A 13,676-nucleotide genomic window follows, 5' to 3' on the forward strand; every position below is an offset into this window, starting at 1 on the left:
GGATGCCTACAAGCAGTCGGAGGGCGCAAGCCTGACGGCGTACCTTTTGTATAATGGGTCAACGACTTAGTGTAACTAGCAAGCTTAAGCCGGTAGGTGTAGGCGCAGCGAAAGCGAGTCTGAACAGGGCGTTCAGTTAGTTGCATTAGACCCGAAACCGAGTGATCTAGCCATGAGCAGGTTGAAGGTTGGGTAACACCAACTGGAGGACCGAACCCGCATCTGTTGCAATAGATTGGGATGACTTGTGGCTAGGGGTGAAAGGCCAATCAAACTCGGAGATAGCTGGTTCTCCGCGAAATCTATTTAGGTAGAGCGTCGACCGAATACCCCAGGGGGTAGAGCACTGGATGGGCTATGGGGACTCACCGTCTTACTGATCCTAACCAAACTCCGAATACCTGGGAGTACTAGTCGGCAGACACACGGCGGGTGCTAACGTCCGTCGTGAAGAGGGCAACAACCCTGACCTCCAGCTAAGGTCCCCAAGTCATGGCTAAGTGGGAAAGGATGTGAGGATCCCAAAACAACCAGGATGTTGGCTTAGAAGCAGCCATCATTTAAAGAAAGCGTAACAGCTCACTGGTCTAAATAAGGGTCTTTGCGCCGAAAATGTAACGGGGCTAAAGCCATGCACCGAAGCTGAGGATGTGGATTTATCCACGTGGTAGCGGAGCGTTCCGTAAGTCTGTGAAGGGGACCCGTGAGGGCCCCTGGAGATATCGGAAGTGCGAATGTTGACATGAGTAACGACAAAGAGGGTGAGAGACCCTCTCGCCGAAAGACCAAGGGTTCCTGCTTAAAGTTAATCTGAGCAGGGTTAGCCGGCCCCTAAGGCGAGGCAGAAATGCGTAGTCGATGGGAACCACGTTAATATTCGTGGGCCTGGTGGTAGTGACGGATCGCGTAGCTTGTTCAGACTTATTGGATTGTCTGGGCAGGGAAGCGGTTCCAGGAAATAGCTCCACCGTATAGACCGTACCCGAAACCGACACAGGTGGTCAGGTAGAGTATACCAAGGCGCTTGAGAGAACTATGCTGAAGGAACTCGGCAAATTGCACGCGTAACTTCGGAAGAAGCGTGACCCCTTTTACGCAAGTGGATTGGGGTGGCACAGACCAGGGGGTAGCGACTGTTTATCAAAAACACAGGGCTCTGCGAAGTCGAAAGACGACGTATAGGGTCTGACGCCTGCCCGGTGCTGGAAGGTTAAGAGGAGGGGTGCAAGCTCTGAATCGAAGCCCCAGTAAACGGCGGCCGTAACTATAACGGTCCTAAGGTAGCGAAATTCCTTGTCGGGTAAGTTCCGACCTGCACGAATGGCGTAACGACTTCCCCGCTGTCTCCAGCATAGACTCAGTGAAATTGAATTCCCCGTGAAGATGCGGGGTTCCTGCGGTTAGACGGAAAGACCCCGTGCACCTTTACTATAGCTTTACACTGGCATTCGTGTCGGCATGTGTAGGATAGGTGGTAGGCTTTGAAGCGGGGACGCCAGTCTTCGTGGAGCCATCCTTGAAATACCACCCTTATCGTCATGGATGTCTAACCGCGGTCCGTCATCCGGATCCGGGACAGTGTATGGTGGGTAGTTTGACTGGGGCGGTCGCCTCCGAAAGAGTAACGGAGGCGCGCGATGGTGGGCTCAGACCGGTCGGAAATCGGTCGTCGAGTGCAATGGCATAAGCCCGCCTGACTGCGAGACTGACAAGTCGAGCAGAGACGAAAGTCGGTCATAGTGATCCGGTGGTCCCGCGTGGAAGGGCCATCGCTCAACGGATAAAAGGTACGCCGGGGATAACAGGCTGATGACCCCCAAGAGTCCATATCGACGGGGTTGTTTGGCACCTCGATGTCGGCTCATCGCATCCTGGGGCTGGAGCAGGTCCCAAGGGTTTGGCTGTTCGCCAATTAAAGCGGTACGTGAGCTGGGTTCAGAACGTCGTGAGACAGTTCGGTCCCTATCTGCCGTGGGTGTAGGAATATTGACAGGATCTGTCCCTAGTACGAGAGGACCGGGATGGACATATCTCTGGTGGACCTGTTGTCGTGCCAACGGCATAGCAGGGTAGCTATATATGGAAGGGATAACCGCTGAAGGCATCTAAGCGGGAAACCCACCTGAAAACGAGTATTCCCTATCAGGGCCGTGGAAGACGACCACGTTGATAGGAGGCGTGTGGACGTGCAGCAATGCATGAAGCTTAGCCTTACTAATAGCCCGATTGGCTTAATCGTTCTCATTGACCATGCTCATCGAGCGCCGTAAGGCGCGAAGATGAAGCCATGACGTGTTCTAAAGACCATCGCCAGTTCGTCTGGCTCCCTTGCTCGAGGTCGAGCGGGGCAGCCATACAGAACGACAGTTCGTCGCCAATCGTTTGGCGGCCCGTCCGGAGCGCTACGCGCGTCAGGACAAAACAAAGGCGATGTTCCGAAAATCCAGCTTCTCATCACATTCCGACGTCGCCGTCGGAACATTGCCCTTAAACGACCTGGTGGTCATGGCGGGGCGGCCGCACCCGTTCCCATTCCGAACACGGCCGTGAAACGCCCCAGCGCCAATGGTACTCCGTCTTAAGACGCGGGAGAGTAGGTCGCTGCCAGGTCTTTTAAAGGCAATGCACGCACAAGCGTGAAAACAATCTTCTCGACACTCCTCGGCCCAAGCCGAATACCGATTGGGCCGCAATAGCGGCCCTTCGTCGTTTGCAGAACATTACGAAATAAGGATGGATCGCAGGCTTTAGCCGGTGCCCGCCTTACAGGAGACAACGAGCTTCGCTCGTTGCTCCGGCAGTGCCCGTCACAGCTTCGCTGTGACACACTCGCGCAAGCCAAAGGCTTGCGCTCGTCGCGGGGTGGAGCAGCCCGGTAGCTCGTCAGGCTCATAACCTGAAGGCCGCAGGTTCAAATCCTGCCCCCGCAACCAATATCCCTTCTCCCCAACACGTCGACAGAACAACTACCGCTGCCGCCAAAACATCAGCTGCAACGGCGATCATCAACATCCCCCGCGACATGAACTACGAATAAACGCCGTGAATGGCAGACATCGCCGCAGTGCGCGGTGGCGTCCCGGCAAGGAACGCGCGCAGCACGCAAGCCCCAAACGAAAACGGCGGCCAGCAGAAAGCCAGCCGCCACTCCAGATCAGCGGGCGTGGTACTTGCCGTCAACTTGGTTGATCGCCTCGACGTTGCCAGCCGAACGGTTTGACGAGCCGACTTCGGGGATTGATCCGGAGATGGTCGAGAATGTCCAAAATATAACGGCGTCGTTGGTCGAGGAGGGAATGACGGTGACCGTCGTCAAAATCGTCGAGACCAACGTGCGTGACCTGTTCTTTGATGCGCCAAGCAATGAGCGCACCAGAATTTCCCGTGCCAGATCGTTCACTAGCGGGAGGCGAGATTCGAGCTTGGTACCTGCCACGGGCCAAGCGCGTGCAATTAGCGACATATAGTCTAGGAGGGGCCGCGATACAGTCGGCCGGGCGGCATGGCCTGGTGCCGCCGAGCCGCCATCAGCAAGATATTGGCAAGGGAATAAAGTACTGCTCGTCAGACAGTTTTTCTGAAATCACCTCGGTTCATGGGATGATCCTTGGCGCTGCCTCCGGGCTATGATCCGAGAAGGCTCGCTCGGATACGCTTTACTGCCTCATCTTCAGGCTCGCCGTAGGGAAGCAGACCTTTCAGCCGTCCGTCTGCGCCGATCATCAGCAGGGAGGTCGTGTGGCTCATGTGATAGTTGGGATTGCTGCCTTCCTGCCGCGCAGCATGGATCATCATCCCATCGGTGACCTTCTTCATTTCCTCCGGCTTGCCGGTGACGCCCCTGATACGGTTGCTGAAGGCCGTGACATAGGCGTGCATGACCGAAGGCGTATCGCGTTCCGGATCGATTGTGAAGAAATAGGTCTTGAGCGATTTGCCCTCGTCACCGAGTGCCTGCAGATAACCAGCGACCTCGAACAGGGTCGTGGGGCACACTTCGGGGCAGTTCGTATAGCCGAAGTAGACGAGCGACGGGCTGCCCTTGAAGAGGGACTTGTCGACCGCTTCTCCCCGGTCGTCGACCAGGGAGAAATCGGCGTCGAATGCCGCATAACGCGGCTCATCCTTGAACGTAAGCGCAAGGATGCCGATGAGTACGGTCACGAAAATCGCCGAGATGGTGGTGGCGACCAGCATGAACGGATTGCGCTTCATTGGCCGTGTCCTTCATGGCCGCCATGGGAGGCTTCCGGCTTCTTGCCGCCGGCGACGGGCCCGACGGCCAGTTCGACATCCAGGGAGCCGGCCTTTTCGAAAACCAGCGTTGCCTTGACCATCTCACCCTCCTTGAAAGGCCTGTCGACCCCCATGAACATCAGGTGATAGCTGCCGGGCTTCATTTCAAGCGAGGCGTGAGCCGGGACGGCGACACCATCCTTGAGCTCGCGCATTTCCATGACGCCGCCGTCCATCTTCATCTCGTGAATTTGTACCTCGCCGGCCCGATCGGATGAGGCGCTGACGAGGCGGTCTGCTGCGCCACTGTTGACGATCGTCAGATAACCGCCGCCGACCTTGGCCACGGGCAGCATGGCGCGGGAATAGGCGGACTCGACCTTGATGTCACCCTTGACGTGACCACCCATGTCATGGGCGAAAGCTGCGACCGGAAGCGACAACGCGAGAGCCGTGGTGATGATCTTGATGCGGATACGCGACATGAAAAATCCTCCTTGGATTGATTTCGGCATTTCGGTCTGCCTCATGCATGCATTTGAGGCGTTTGATATGGTGGATGACGAGAAGGTCAAGTGACAAGACCGCGATGAGCACGTCTGCCTCATTTAGCAACTTCCCGAAGATGGGGTGACAAGGGAGCAACGACCGGCGTGCCGGCGGATGTCGTGAGGATTTCCGCCTCGACACCATAGACGGTACGCAGCACGGTCTCGTCCAGCACGTCCGAAGGCGGTCCAAAACAGGCCGTCCTGCCTTCGTGCAAGAGCAGCAGCCTGTCCCCGTAACGGGCGGCAAGCGAAAGGTCGTGCAGGACGATGGCGACCACCGCTTTGGCCTCTCGCGCATAGGATTGCAGAATGTCGAGCACCAGCAATTGCCGGCGCAGGTCGAGCGCACTCGTCGGCTCGTCGAGAAGCAGGATCTGCGGCTTGCGGATCAATCGCTGGGCGAGAAGCACGAGCTGCTGCTGGCCACCGGACAGGGTATCGATCCTTCGCTCTGCCAGTTCGCTGATGCCGACGGCCTGCATGGCGGTGTCCGCGGCATCGATATCGGACGCGCTCAACGACCATGACAACCGTTCCAGCCGACCGAGTAGCACCACTTCAAGCACGGAGAGTTGTGCGCGAATGCCGAGCGCCTGCGGCATGAAGGAAAGGTCGCGCTCGTTGGGACGGCGATCCTGCCAGCCCCTGTGCGGCAGAAGATTGGCGATGGCCGCCATGAGGGTGGATTTTCCCGCGCCATTCGGGCCGCAGACGGCGGTGATGCCGCCACAAGGCAGAAGCGCGCTGACGCCCTTGACGATGGCGTTGCCGCCACGGGCGACATGGATATCGCGCAGTTCAAGCGCAGCTTGTCCGGCCATGTGTGAGTTGGTCATCGCATGCCTCCAGCACTTTTGCGCATGATCAACGCGAAGAGGACCGGCACGCCGACGACAGCGGTGACGATGCCCACCGGAATGACCGCGCCATGCGACAGCAGTTTCGAAACGATCGAGGCGCTGGCGAGCAGCATGGCGCCTGTGAGAGCCGACATCGGCAATAGAGCGCGCTGGTCTTCTCCGACCATGGCGCGTGCCGCATGGGGGCGATGAGGCCGATGAAGCCGATCGTGCCGACAAAGGCGACGGAGGCAGCAGTCAGAAGTGCGATGAGCACGAAGGTGCGGCGGCGCAGCGCATTTATATCCGTGCCGAGGCTGGTCGCATGGGCGTCGCCCAGCCGCATGGCCGTCAGCCGCCAGCTATCGCGGGCGAGAAGCGGAACGGAGAAAACGAGCACGACGGAGATGACCGCAACGCTGGTCCAGTTGGCTTTCAGCAGGCTGCCGAACAGCCAGAAGACGATCTGCTGCAACACTTCCGGCTCGGCCAGATATTGCAGAAGCGACTGGCAAGCCTGGAACATGAACATGACCGCGATGCCGGCAAGAACCAGGATTTCCGCATTGCTGCCGCGCAGCCTGGCAATCGCATAGACGAGCGCGCAGGCAACCAGCGTCATGGCAAAGGCGGAAAGCGGTGCGATCAGCCATGCTGCGATCGGCAAAATTCCGCCGAACATGATCGCGACGGCCGCGCCGAACCCGGCCGCCGCAGAAAAGCCGAGCGTGAAGGGGCTTGCGAGCGGGTTGTCGAGAATGGTCTGCATCTGCAGCCCGGCAATGCCGAGACCCATGCCGACCAGAGCACCCGTCAGCGTCATCGGCAGGCGGATCGACCAGATGATGGCGGCCGCCGTGCGATCATCGCCCGCCGGACCGGCGGCCAAGGCTGCAAAGGCCTCGGGGATCGTCAGCGGCGAGGGTCCGGTGACGAGATCGAGCGCCAGCAGAAAGAGAAGGATGGCTCCGCATAGGAAAAGCAGGGTGAGGCGTTTCTGCACGCTCTTTCGGTAAAGAGCGTGCAGATCGCGCCTGCCTGCATGGGGCCCGGAAGCGGCCCCTGTGACAGGCGCTCGCGTCATGTCTTGTTGCCGATCTTCAGCATGAATGTGCCGTCCAGCCTGATCGGCAGATAGGCGTCGTAATAGGCCTTCAGTTCGGCCTGCGGATCGACATCGGCAAAGGCATCCGGGTAAAGCGCCTTGGCCATGTAGCGCAGATAGGCATAGTCGTAGATTGTGCGGTTGCCGCCGTGATAGATGACATAAACCTCACCGTTCCTGACGGCGGGAAGATCCTGCCAGCCGGCGCGCTGCAGATAGGGCGCTGCGCGCTCGCGGGTTGTTTCCTCCGGAATGCCGAAGCCGGCAAGGATGGAGTTTGGCAGGCTCACCCATTCAGATGCCGACAGAAAGATCGCATCCGGCTTGGACGAGATGACATATTCCGGATTGAGCGGACCCCAGCTTGCCACCTGTCCGGCTGCGATGTTCTGGCCACCGGCAAGATCGATCGTGCCTGCCCACATGCCCGAACCATAGGTGTTGCCGTATTCCGCGGCACCCTTCTGGCCGAGCTCCACATAAACCTTCGGCTTGATCGCCTTCGACGCCTTTTCGACGCGGGCAATCGTGTCGGCAATCTTGTCCTTGTACTGGTCAGCCAGTTTTTGCGCGCGATCTTCCGTCCCCATGACCTGACCGATGATCAAAGTGCTGGCGACGTGCTTTTCGACCGTCTGGGCGTTGTAGTCGACCACGACAAGCGGAATACCGACCTGCTCGATCGTCTGGGCCGCAGCTCCGAGATACTTGTACTGACCGGCTGAGAGAATGACGACATCTGGCCGAGCGGCGATGATCTTTTCCGCTGACAGTGTGCCGGCATCCGCATCACCGACATCGACAAGATCGGCGATCTTCGGGAACGCCTTTAGATACGCGTCGTATTGGGCAGGCCGGTACCCCTTCCAGTAATTGAGTGAAACGGCCTTGAGGCGGTCGATCGCACTCGGGCCGGTGATCGCGATATAATCCTCGAAATAGAAGCCGAGCATGACCTTTTCAGCCGGCTTTTCGAGCGTAACGTGGCGACCGAGCACGTCGGTAATGTCGATCTGTGCCTGCGCGGAAGAGGCCGCAGCGAAGGTGAGGGCCGCGGCAGCAATAGCGGCTTGGGCCCAGCCAAGCGCGCGGTGAACGATGGAGTTCATGATGATGATCCAGAATGAGATGAGGATACGCCTGCCGTCAGCCCGGCGTTCGATGGCACGGGCAGGGGCAGTCGATGCTGGCACAGCGCGTGAAAGCGCCGGTGCTTATGCGCTCATCTCAGTCGGTGGTGCGCGTGGCCCCTGATTTGGGGGCAGAATGCGGTGCAGGCTAGGCTGCGCATAGGCTGGAATGGCGACAGCCGTAAAGCTGCGGACAATCCCGGCATGCGCGTGGTCCGACGGGCTCGGCAAAGCCGCGGCCGCGGCGATGCGGCAGGCCTCGCAACCCTTCGCCAGGTGCCCGTCATGCTGGTGATGATCCGTGTGGTCGTCGTCCGTCACCGTAATGCACAGCGTCGGGATCGTGCCGTCGGGCAGCGTGTAGGCGGCAAGTTCGGCGAGGTTGAAGACGGGATGGTTCGAGGCGGGCGGCTTGTGGGCAAAACCGATCATGATGAGAGCGAGTGCGCAGATCAGGCGCACGCCCCATGCCAAACCCCATCTTGGGGGAACGGTCGGCTTCGAATGTGTCACGTCTTATGTCCGTGAATGCGATTGACATCTGTTACCGCGGCCAATCCGCACAACCAATGCGGCATTTTGGTCCGTCTATCAATGTTTCATGTCGGAAGACTTTGATTGAAATCAAACGCGCAGTGCAGCGACACGGCTCCGCGTGAGGCATGGCACAAGCATCACCATCACAGCTGGACGAGGCACAACCTTGTAAGGACGCCCGAACTGCCGTCGATATCGGCTGCGGCACGGGCGCCTGCGCATTGTTGCTCGCAAAGATCGGGCTTCGGGTCACCGCCGTGGATGGTGCCGAAAGCATGCTCTCTCAAGCCCGTCAGAATTGCCGAAGGTCGCCGCCTGGATGCTGTGAGCGACGACCTGACAGATGGTCCCGGCTGGCGGAAGGCATCAATGGTGGTGCTCACCGCTGTGCAGGCATGGCGGGTTCTTCGAGGCGTCGTGGATAAGCTCACGCCGCCTGCCGGTTCCAGCTCGCGAACGGATCTGGGAGATTACGCCATAGATCCGGCACGAATACCGGGCTGTCGATCAGGCAGGCATCCAGTTCGCTGCGGATTTTTGCCTCGTTCATCGGGTCGGCGCCTATGAAGACGATTTCCTGGCGACGATCGCCCCAGACCGGATCGAGATAGGGCTTCATCATGTCGAGAAAGCCCGGATCACGCGGCCACTGTTCCTTCGGAACCGACGTCCACCAAAGGCCCATCTTCTGGGTGCGCACGAGTGCGCCTGCCTGGCTGATCTCGCCGACATGGTTTGGGCGCGTTGCCAACCAGAAGAAACCCTTGGCGCGCACAACACCCGGCCATGAGCGGTCGATGAAGGCCTGGAACTTCATCGGATCGAACGGCTTCTTGGCTCGGTAGACGAAGGATCGGATGCCGTATTCCTCGGTCTCCGGTACGTGGTCGGCAAAACCGTGCAGTTCCTTGAACCAGAGCGGGTGGGTTTCGGCCTTGGCGAAATCGAACCGGCCCGTGCCGAGAACCTCCTTCAGCTCCACCTGTCCGAAATCCGCTTCGATCACCTTTGCATCCGGGTTCAGGCCGGCGATGATCGTGCGTGCCGCCTCACGCTCCTGGGGGAGGCTGTGCTGATCTTGTTGAGCACGACGACATCGGCAAATTCGATCTGCTCGACCAAAAGATCGACAAGCGTGCGATTGTCGCCGTCACCTGCCGTTTCGCCGCGATCGGCAAGGAAATCCGCGGAGCTGTAGTCCTTCAGGAGGTTGGCAGCATCGACAACGGTGACCATGGTGTCGAGCTTCGAGACATCCGCCAGGCTCTGGCCGTCCTCATCGCGAAAATCGAAGGTGGCCGCGACGGGCAGGGGCTCCGCAATCCCGGTGGATTCGATCAGCAGATAGTCGAATCGGTCCTGCTCGGCCAAGGCCCTGACCTCCTTCAGGAGATCGTCGCGCAGCGTGCAACAGATGCAGCCATTGGTCATCTCGACCAGTTGTTCCTGCGTGCGCGAAAGATTGGCACCACCGTCACGAACCAATGCGGCATCGATATTGACCTCGCTCATATCGTTGACGATGAGCGCCACGCGCATGCCCTCACGATTGGCAAGGATGTGATTGAGAAGCGTCGTCTTGCCCGCGCCAAGAAAGCCGGACAGGACGGTGACGGGTAGTTTTCGGACCATTGCCATCTCCAGAAGAGTTTTGAAATGAAGTTATGTAACGTTATATAGTAACAAATAACGATGCAAGACCGCTGGCCGACATTTGTCTGGCCGGACATCCGCCGGATGAATTAGTAGCGTGAGGGGCTGTCTTTCCGCCCACGACGTCGTGAGCCTGACCGTCATGGCGACTTCGTGAAATTCGACGACCTTGTCGTAGTTCTCGCAGGTCGAAAAATCGAAACCCCGATTGACGAATGTAATAACATAACATACGCAGCCTCTATCAATCTTAGCGATTGCAGAACCAGGTATTGGCACGTCGCGCTATGAACCTTCGTCGTCCAAGAGATGAGGCCATGCAATATGTTAGCACGCCTGTTCAGGAAGGACCGGCCCTCGAATGCGGCCACGGATATCGATGTGAATGGATATTATGATCCCGTCCCCGTCACGCTGCTGACCGGCTTTCTGGGCTCCGGCAAGACGACGTTGCTCAACGACATTCTCGGTAATGGCCGAATGGCTGGCACCGCAGTCATCGTCAACGAGTTCGGCACTGTTCCGATTGATCACGGCCTCGTTCGAACCGGTTCCGAAACCTATTTTCAGACGACAACGGGCTGCATCTGCTGCACGGCAACGAGCGATATCCGGGTCTCGCTCCACGAACTCCATGATGCTCTCATCAAGGGCCAAGTGCCGGCCATCGAGCGCGTGATCATTGAGACCACTGGGCTTGCCGACCCCGCTCCGATCATCAATAGCCTCATCCCGGGCGGCGCGCCGGCTCTGGGTCTCAGGGACCACATCGTCGCGCGCCATTTCCACCTCTCCCGTGTGGTCACGACATTCGACGTTCTGAGCGGCCGGGCCACACTCGACAGTCTCATCGAGGGTTGGAAGCAACTTGCATTTGCCGATGATGTCGTGCTGACGAAGACGGATCTGGCGGACGCGGTGCAGGACTGGCCCTCCGAACTCGCCTTGCTCAATCCGGGAGCCCGTTTCCACGATCGGCATGCCGGGACATTCGAGCTCGGTCAACTTTTCGACGACGCCCGCTATTCCATCTCCGGAAAGGCCGAGGACGTTCGGGGCTGGCTTGCCATGGAGGCTCTGGCCGAACGCCGCGACCATGCCCATGATCTCAACCGGCATGGCGACGAGATCGAGGCGGTCTGTCTGACGCATGACGTGCCACTCGACCCGCAGGCGCTGCAGACGTTTCTGCATATCGTCACGACCAATATCCAGTCCGGACTTCTGCGGCTCAAGGGCATCTTTGCCGTCAGCGACGATCCTGATCGACCGGTCGTTGCCCATGCCGTCCAGCATCGGCTCTACCCGCTGCAGCGGCTTGATGCCTGGCCGGATGGCGATCGCTCCAGCCGCGTCGTGCTGATCGGTCAGGACATGCCGCTCAAACAGATCAGAGACCTTTTCGAGGTGCTGGCTCCAAAGTCCGCCCGAAGGAAGCGGGCCCTGTCATGACCGGCGCATTCAGCAATCCCCTGGCCCGCGGGTCGTCCAGCATCATCGCCAAGACCCGCACCATCAAGGAGTGGGTGCGCGCAAGGCTGGATCTCACCCATGCCGCGATCGTTTCCGTCAATGAACTCGCCTGCACCTTGCCTGGTTGTCCTCCGAAGGAGACGGTCATTCTTGTAATGCGCGACAGCCGGACCGATCAAGTTTCCATCCACAAGGCGATCAGCGAGGTGACGGAAGGGGAGGTTGGCCAGGCGCTTGCCCACCTGATCGTGACCGGAGGAACGCCCATGCGCTGACGGCATGGGCGTGGCCGGCGTTTTCGATCTAATACCGTTTCCTTGAAAAATTCGATTGGCGCCAAAAACCTCATTGCACTCCGGGCAAACGATGATAAACGTAATAACATTACATGGGTCGGCGTATTGAGTAGCCTGCCATCCGAAACGGGAAGCAAGCACGTCGATGTCTCAAGCCTGCCTGACATTCAGCGATCTGACGCTGGGCTATAATCGACATCCGGCCGTGCATCATCTGAACGGTGTGGTGCGCAAGGGCAGTCTTGTAGCTGTTGTCGGCGGCAATGGTTCGGGCAAGTCGACCCTGATGAAAGGCATTGTCGGGCTGTTGCGGCCGATGGGTGGCACCTGCTCTGTGGCTGCGGGTACGCGGCTCGCCTATCTGCCGCAGCAGTCGGAGTTGGATCGCTCCTTTCCGGCCCGGGTTATTGATCTCGTGTCGCTTGGTCTGTGGCCGCGCCGCGGTCTTCTGGGGCGTTATCGGGCGGAAGACCGGCAAGCTGTCGCCGAGGCGCTGAAGGCCGTCGGGCTGGAAGGTTTCGAAAAGCGCTCGATCGACACACTTTCCGGCGGGCAGATGCAGCGGGCGCTGTTTGCCCGTGTTCTGGTTCAGGATGCCGATCTGATCCTTCTCGACGAACCGTTCAATGCCGTCGATGCTCGCACGATCATCGATCTCGTGGCACTGATCAAAAGCTGGCATGGAGAGAACCGCACGGTGATGGTCGTCGTGCATGACCTCGATCTGGTGCGCGAGCATTTTCCGGAAGCCCTGCTTCTGGCGCGACAGCCGGTTGCCTGGGGCGAGGTGCATCAGACGCTGTCTGCGGAGAACCTTCTGCGGGCGCGGCACTATCATGAAGCCTGGGACGAAAATGCCCCATGGTGCGCACCGGTTGGGCATGGCCACGATCATCATCATGAGCATGCACACACTGAGATGCCGGCTATTGCCGGTCAGCGCATGGCGGCTGGGGCAAAGTCATGACCATGCTCTACGACGCCCTGATCCTCCCCTTCATCGAATTCGCCTTCATGCAAAGGGCGCTTGGCGGCGCGCTGATGCTGTCGCTCAGCGCCTGCCCGGTCGGCGTATTCCTGATGCTGCGGCGTATGAGCCTGACCGGCGATGCGATGGCGCATGCCATCCTGCCCGGTGCTGCCGCCGGCTTTCTCATGTATGGGCTGCAGATTGTACCGATGACGATCGGCGGTCTGATCGCCGGTATTTTCGTGGCGCTTGGGGCGGGGGCGGTTTCCCGTCTGACGGTGCAGAAGGAAGATGCCTCCATGGCAGCCTTCTATCTGATCTCGCTGTCATTGGGCGTGTTGATGGTGTCGCTGCGCGGATCGAGCGTCGATCTGATGCATGTCCTGTTCGGGACCGTGCTGGCGCTCAACAATGATGCGTTGACGCTGATCGCACTTGTGGCTGCCACCACCTTGCTCCTGCTCGGCCTGTTCTGGCGCGCGCTGGTGGCAGAATGCATGGATCCGCTGTTCCTGCGCTCGGTTTCCCGCCTCGGTTCACCTGTGCATTTCATCTTTCTCGGCCTTGTCGTCATCAATCTGGTGGCCGGTTTCCAAGCGCTCGGAACGCTGCTGTCGGTCGGCTTGATGGTTCTACCAGCGGCGTCTGCCCGCTTCTGGTCGCAGCATGTTCTGACCATGTGCCTGCTGGCGATTGCCATCGGTCTGGTCTCATCGATGTCGGGCCTGCTGTTGTCCTATCACGCATCGCTGCCATCGGGCCCGGCCATCATCCTGTCTGCCGGCGCCATCTATTTCATCTCCGTGATTGCCAGTCCGCGCGGACTGCTTCTGTCTCGACTGCCGCGATCCGTTCACCGGACCGCCTGATCTCAAACTGCCATTGG

11 protein-coding genes, 1 tRNA gene, 2 rRNA genes and 2 pseudogenes (1 of these 16 only partly in view) are annotated in these 13,676 nt (G+C 59.2%); 8 read left to right on the top strand and 8 right to left on the bottom strand.

What is annotated here, in order from left to right:
- The 3 genes from N7E02_RS15445 to N7E02_RS15455 all read left to right on the top strand — a co-directional run.
- Positions 1-2,239: ribosomal RNA gene (locus N7E02_RS15445) — 23S ribosomal RNA — on the top strand; it begins 557 nt to the left of the window's first position.
- 256 nt (positions 2,240-2,495) lie between these two features.
- A 5S ribosomal RNA gene (rrf, locus tag N7E02_RS15450) occupies positions 2,496-2,610 on the top strand.
- Between the two features lie 246 nt (positions 2,611-2,856).
- Positions 2,857-2,933, top strand: a tRNA-Met gene (locus N7E02_RS15455).
- 221 nt (positions 2,934-3,154) lie between these two features.
- Here the strand turns inward: N7E02_RS15455 and N7E02_RS15460 are convergent.
- From N7E02_RS15460 to N7E02_RS15490, 7 genes and pseudogenes are all read right to left on the bottom strand, one after another.
- On the bottom strand, positions 3,155-3,436 hold the full coding sequence (locus N7E02_RS15460; protein WP_286582976.1) for a hypothetical protein: 282 nt from the start codon (positions 3,434-3,436) through the stop codon (positions 3,155-3,157).
- 188 nt (positions 3,437-3,624) lie between these two features.
- Positions 3,625-4,215 carry an SCO family protein gene (locus tag N7E02_RS15465; protein ID WP_286582977.1) on the bottom strand — a complete coding sequence of 197 codons (591 nt, stop codon included), beginning with the start codon at positions 4,213-4,215 and terminating at the stop codon, positions 3,625-3,627.
- Positions 4,212-4,721, bottom strand: coding sequence for a copper chaperone PCu(A)C (locus N7E02_RS15470; protein ID WP_286582979.1), 510 nt, complete (start codon positions 4,719-4,721; stop codon positions 4,212-4,214). The genes N7E02_RS15465 and N7E02_RS15470 overlap by 4 nt, the downstream gene beginning before the upstream one ends.
- A gap of 119 nt (positions 4,722-4,840) precedes the next feature.
- A complete protein-coding gene (locus tag N7E02_RS15475) occupies positions 4,841-5,623 on the bottom strand; it encodes an ABC transporter ATP-binding protein (protein ID WP_286582982.1) in 783 nt (260 codons plus the stop codon).
- Positions 5,620-6,710: pseudogene (locus N7E02_RS15480) on the bottom strand (FecCD family ABC transporter permease). The gene N7E02_RS15475 and the pseudogene N7E02_RS15480 overlap by 4 nt, the downstream one beginning before the upstream one ends.
- Positions 6,707-7,840 (bottom strand): ABC transporter substrate-binding protein, encoded by a 1,134-nt coding sequence (locus N7E02_RS15485; protein ID WP_286582987.1) that lies wholly within the window; start codon positions 7,838-7,840, stop codon positions 6,707-6,709. The pseudogene N7E02_RS15480 and the gene N7E02_RS15485 overlap by 4 nt, the downstream one beginning before the upstream one ends.
- Before the next feature lie 105 nt (positions 7,841-7,945).
- Positions 7,946-8,374, bottom strand: a complete 429-nt coding sequence (locus tag N7E02_RS15490) for a hypothetical protein (protein WP_286582990.1) — start codon at positions 8,372-8,374, stop codon at positions 7,946-7,948.
- 149 nt (positions 8,375-8,523) lie between these two features.
- Between N7E02_RS15490 and N7E02_RS15495 the strand changes: the two genes are divergently transcribed.
- Positions 8,524-8,823: a methyltransferase domain-containing protein gene (locus tag N7E02_RS15495; RefSeq protein ID WP_286582992.1), complete on the top strand. Its 300-nt coding sequence runs from the start codon at positions 8,524-8,526 to the stop codon at positions 8,821-8,823.
- 2 nt (positions 8,824-8,825) lie between these two features.
- Here N7E02_RS15495 and zigA read toward each other — a convergent pair.
- Positions 8,826-10,030 (bottom strand): annotated as a pseudogene (gene zigA, locus N7E02_RS15500) (zinc metallochaperone GTPase ZigA).
- A 402-nt stretch (positions 10,031-10,432) separates the two neighbouring features.
- On the opposite strand from zigA, the gene N7E02_RS15505 reads away from it, so the two are divergent.
- From N7E02_RS15505 to aztB, 4 genes are all read left to right on the top strand, one after another.
- Entirely contained in the window at positions 10,433-11,503 is a 1,071-nt protein-coding gene (locus tag N7E02_RS15505; RefSeq protein WP_286582996.1) for a CobW family GTP-binding protein, read from the top strand.
- The gene (locus tag N7E02_RS15510) at positions 11,500-11,799 is read left to right on the top strand and encodes a hypothetical protein (protein ID WP_286582999.1); all 300 of its coding nucleotides are present in this window, start codon (positions 11,500-11,502) and stop codon (positions 11,797-11,799) included. Before N7E02_RS15505 ends, N7E02_RS15510 begins: the two co-directional genes overlap by 4 nt.
- A gap of 166 nt (positions 11,800-11,965) precedes the next feature.
- On the top strand, positions 11,966-12,787 hold the full coding sequence (gene aztA, locus N7E02_RS15515; RefSeq protein ID WP_286583001.1) for a zinc ABC transporter ATP-binding protein AztA: 822 nt from the start codon (positions 11,966-11,968) through the stop codon (positions 12,785-12,787).
- Positions 12,784-13,659 (top strand): zinc ABC transporter permease AztB, encoded by an 876-nt coding sequence (gene aztB, locus N7E02_RS15520; protein ID WP_286583003.1) that lies wholly within the window; start codon positions 12,784-12,786, stop codon positions 13,657-13,659. Before aztA ends, aztB begins: the two co-directional genes overlap by 4 nt.
- Positions 13,660-13,676: the final 17 nt, after the last annotated feature.

Source organism: Terrirhizobium terrae, from assembly GCF_030323265.1.
Classification (GTDB): domain Bacteria; phylum Pseudomonadota; class Alphaproteobacteria; order Rhizobiales; family Rhizobiaceae; genus Neorhizobium.

Coding starts and splice junctions, on each gene's coding strand:
- N7E02_RS15465 (WP_286582977.1), bottom strand. CDS start 4,215: ATGAAGCGCAATCCGTTCATGCTGGTCGCCACCACCATCTCGGCGATT.
- N7E02_RS15470 (WP_286582979.1), bottom strand. CDS start 4,721: ATGTCGCGTATCCGCATCAAGATCATCACCACGGCTCTCGCGTTGTCG.
- N7E02_RS15475 (WP_286582982.1), bottom strand. CDS start 5,623: ATGACCAACTCACACATGGCCGGACAAGCTGCGCTTGAACTGCGCGAT.
- N7E02_RS15485 (WP_286582987.1), bottom strand. CDS start 7,840: ATGAACTCCATCGTTCACCGCGCGCTTGGCTGGGCCCAAGCCGCTATT.
- N7E02_RS15495 (WP_286582992.1), top strand. CDS start 8,524: ATGGCACAAGCATCACCATCACAGCTGGACGAGGCACAACCTTGTAAG.
- N7E02_RS15510 (WP_286582999.1), top strand. CDS start 11,500: ATGACCGGCGCATTCAGCAATCCCCTGGCCCGCGGGTCGTCCAGCATC.
- aztA (WP_286583001.1), top strand. CDS start 11,966: ATGTCTCAAGCCTGCCTGACATTCAGCGATCTGACGCTGGGCTATAAT.
- aztB (WP_286583003.1), top strand. CDS start 12,784: ATGACCATGCTCTACGACGCCCTGATCCTCCCCTTCATCGAATTCGCC.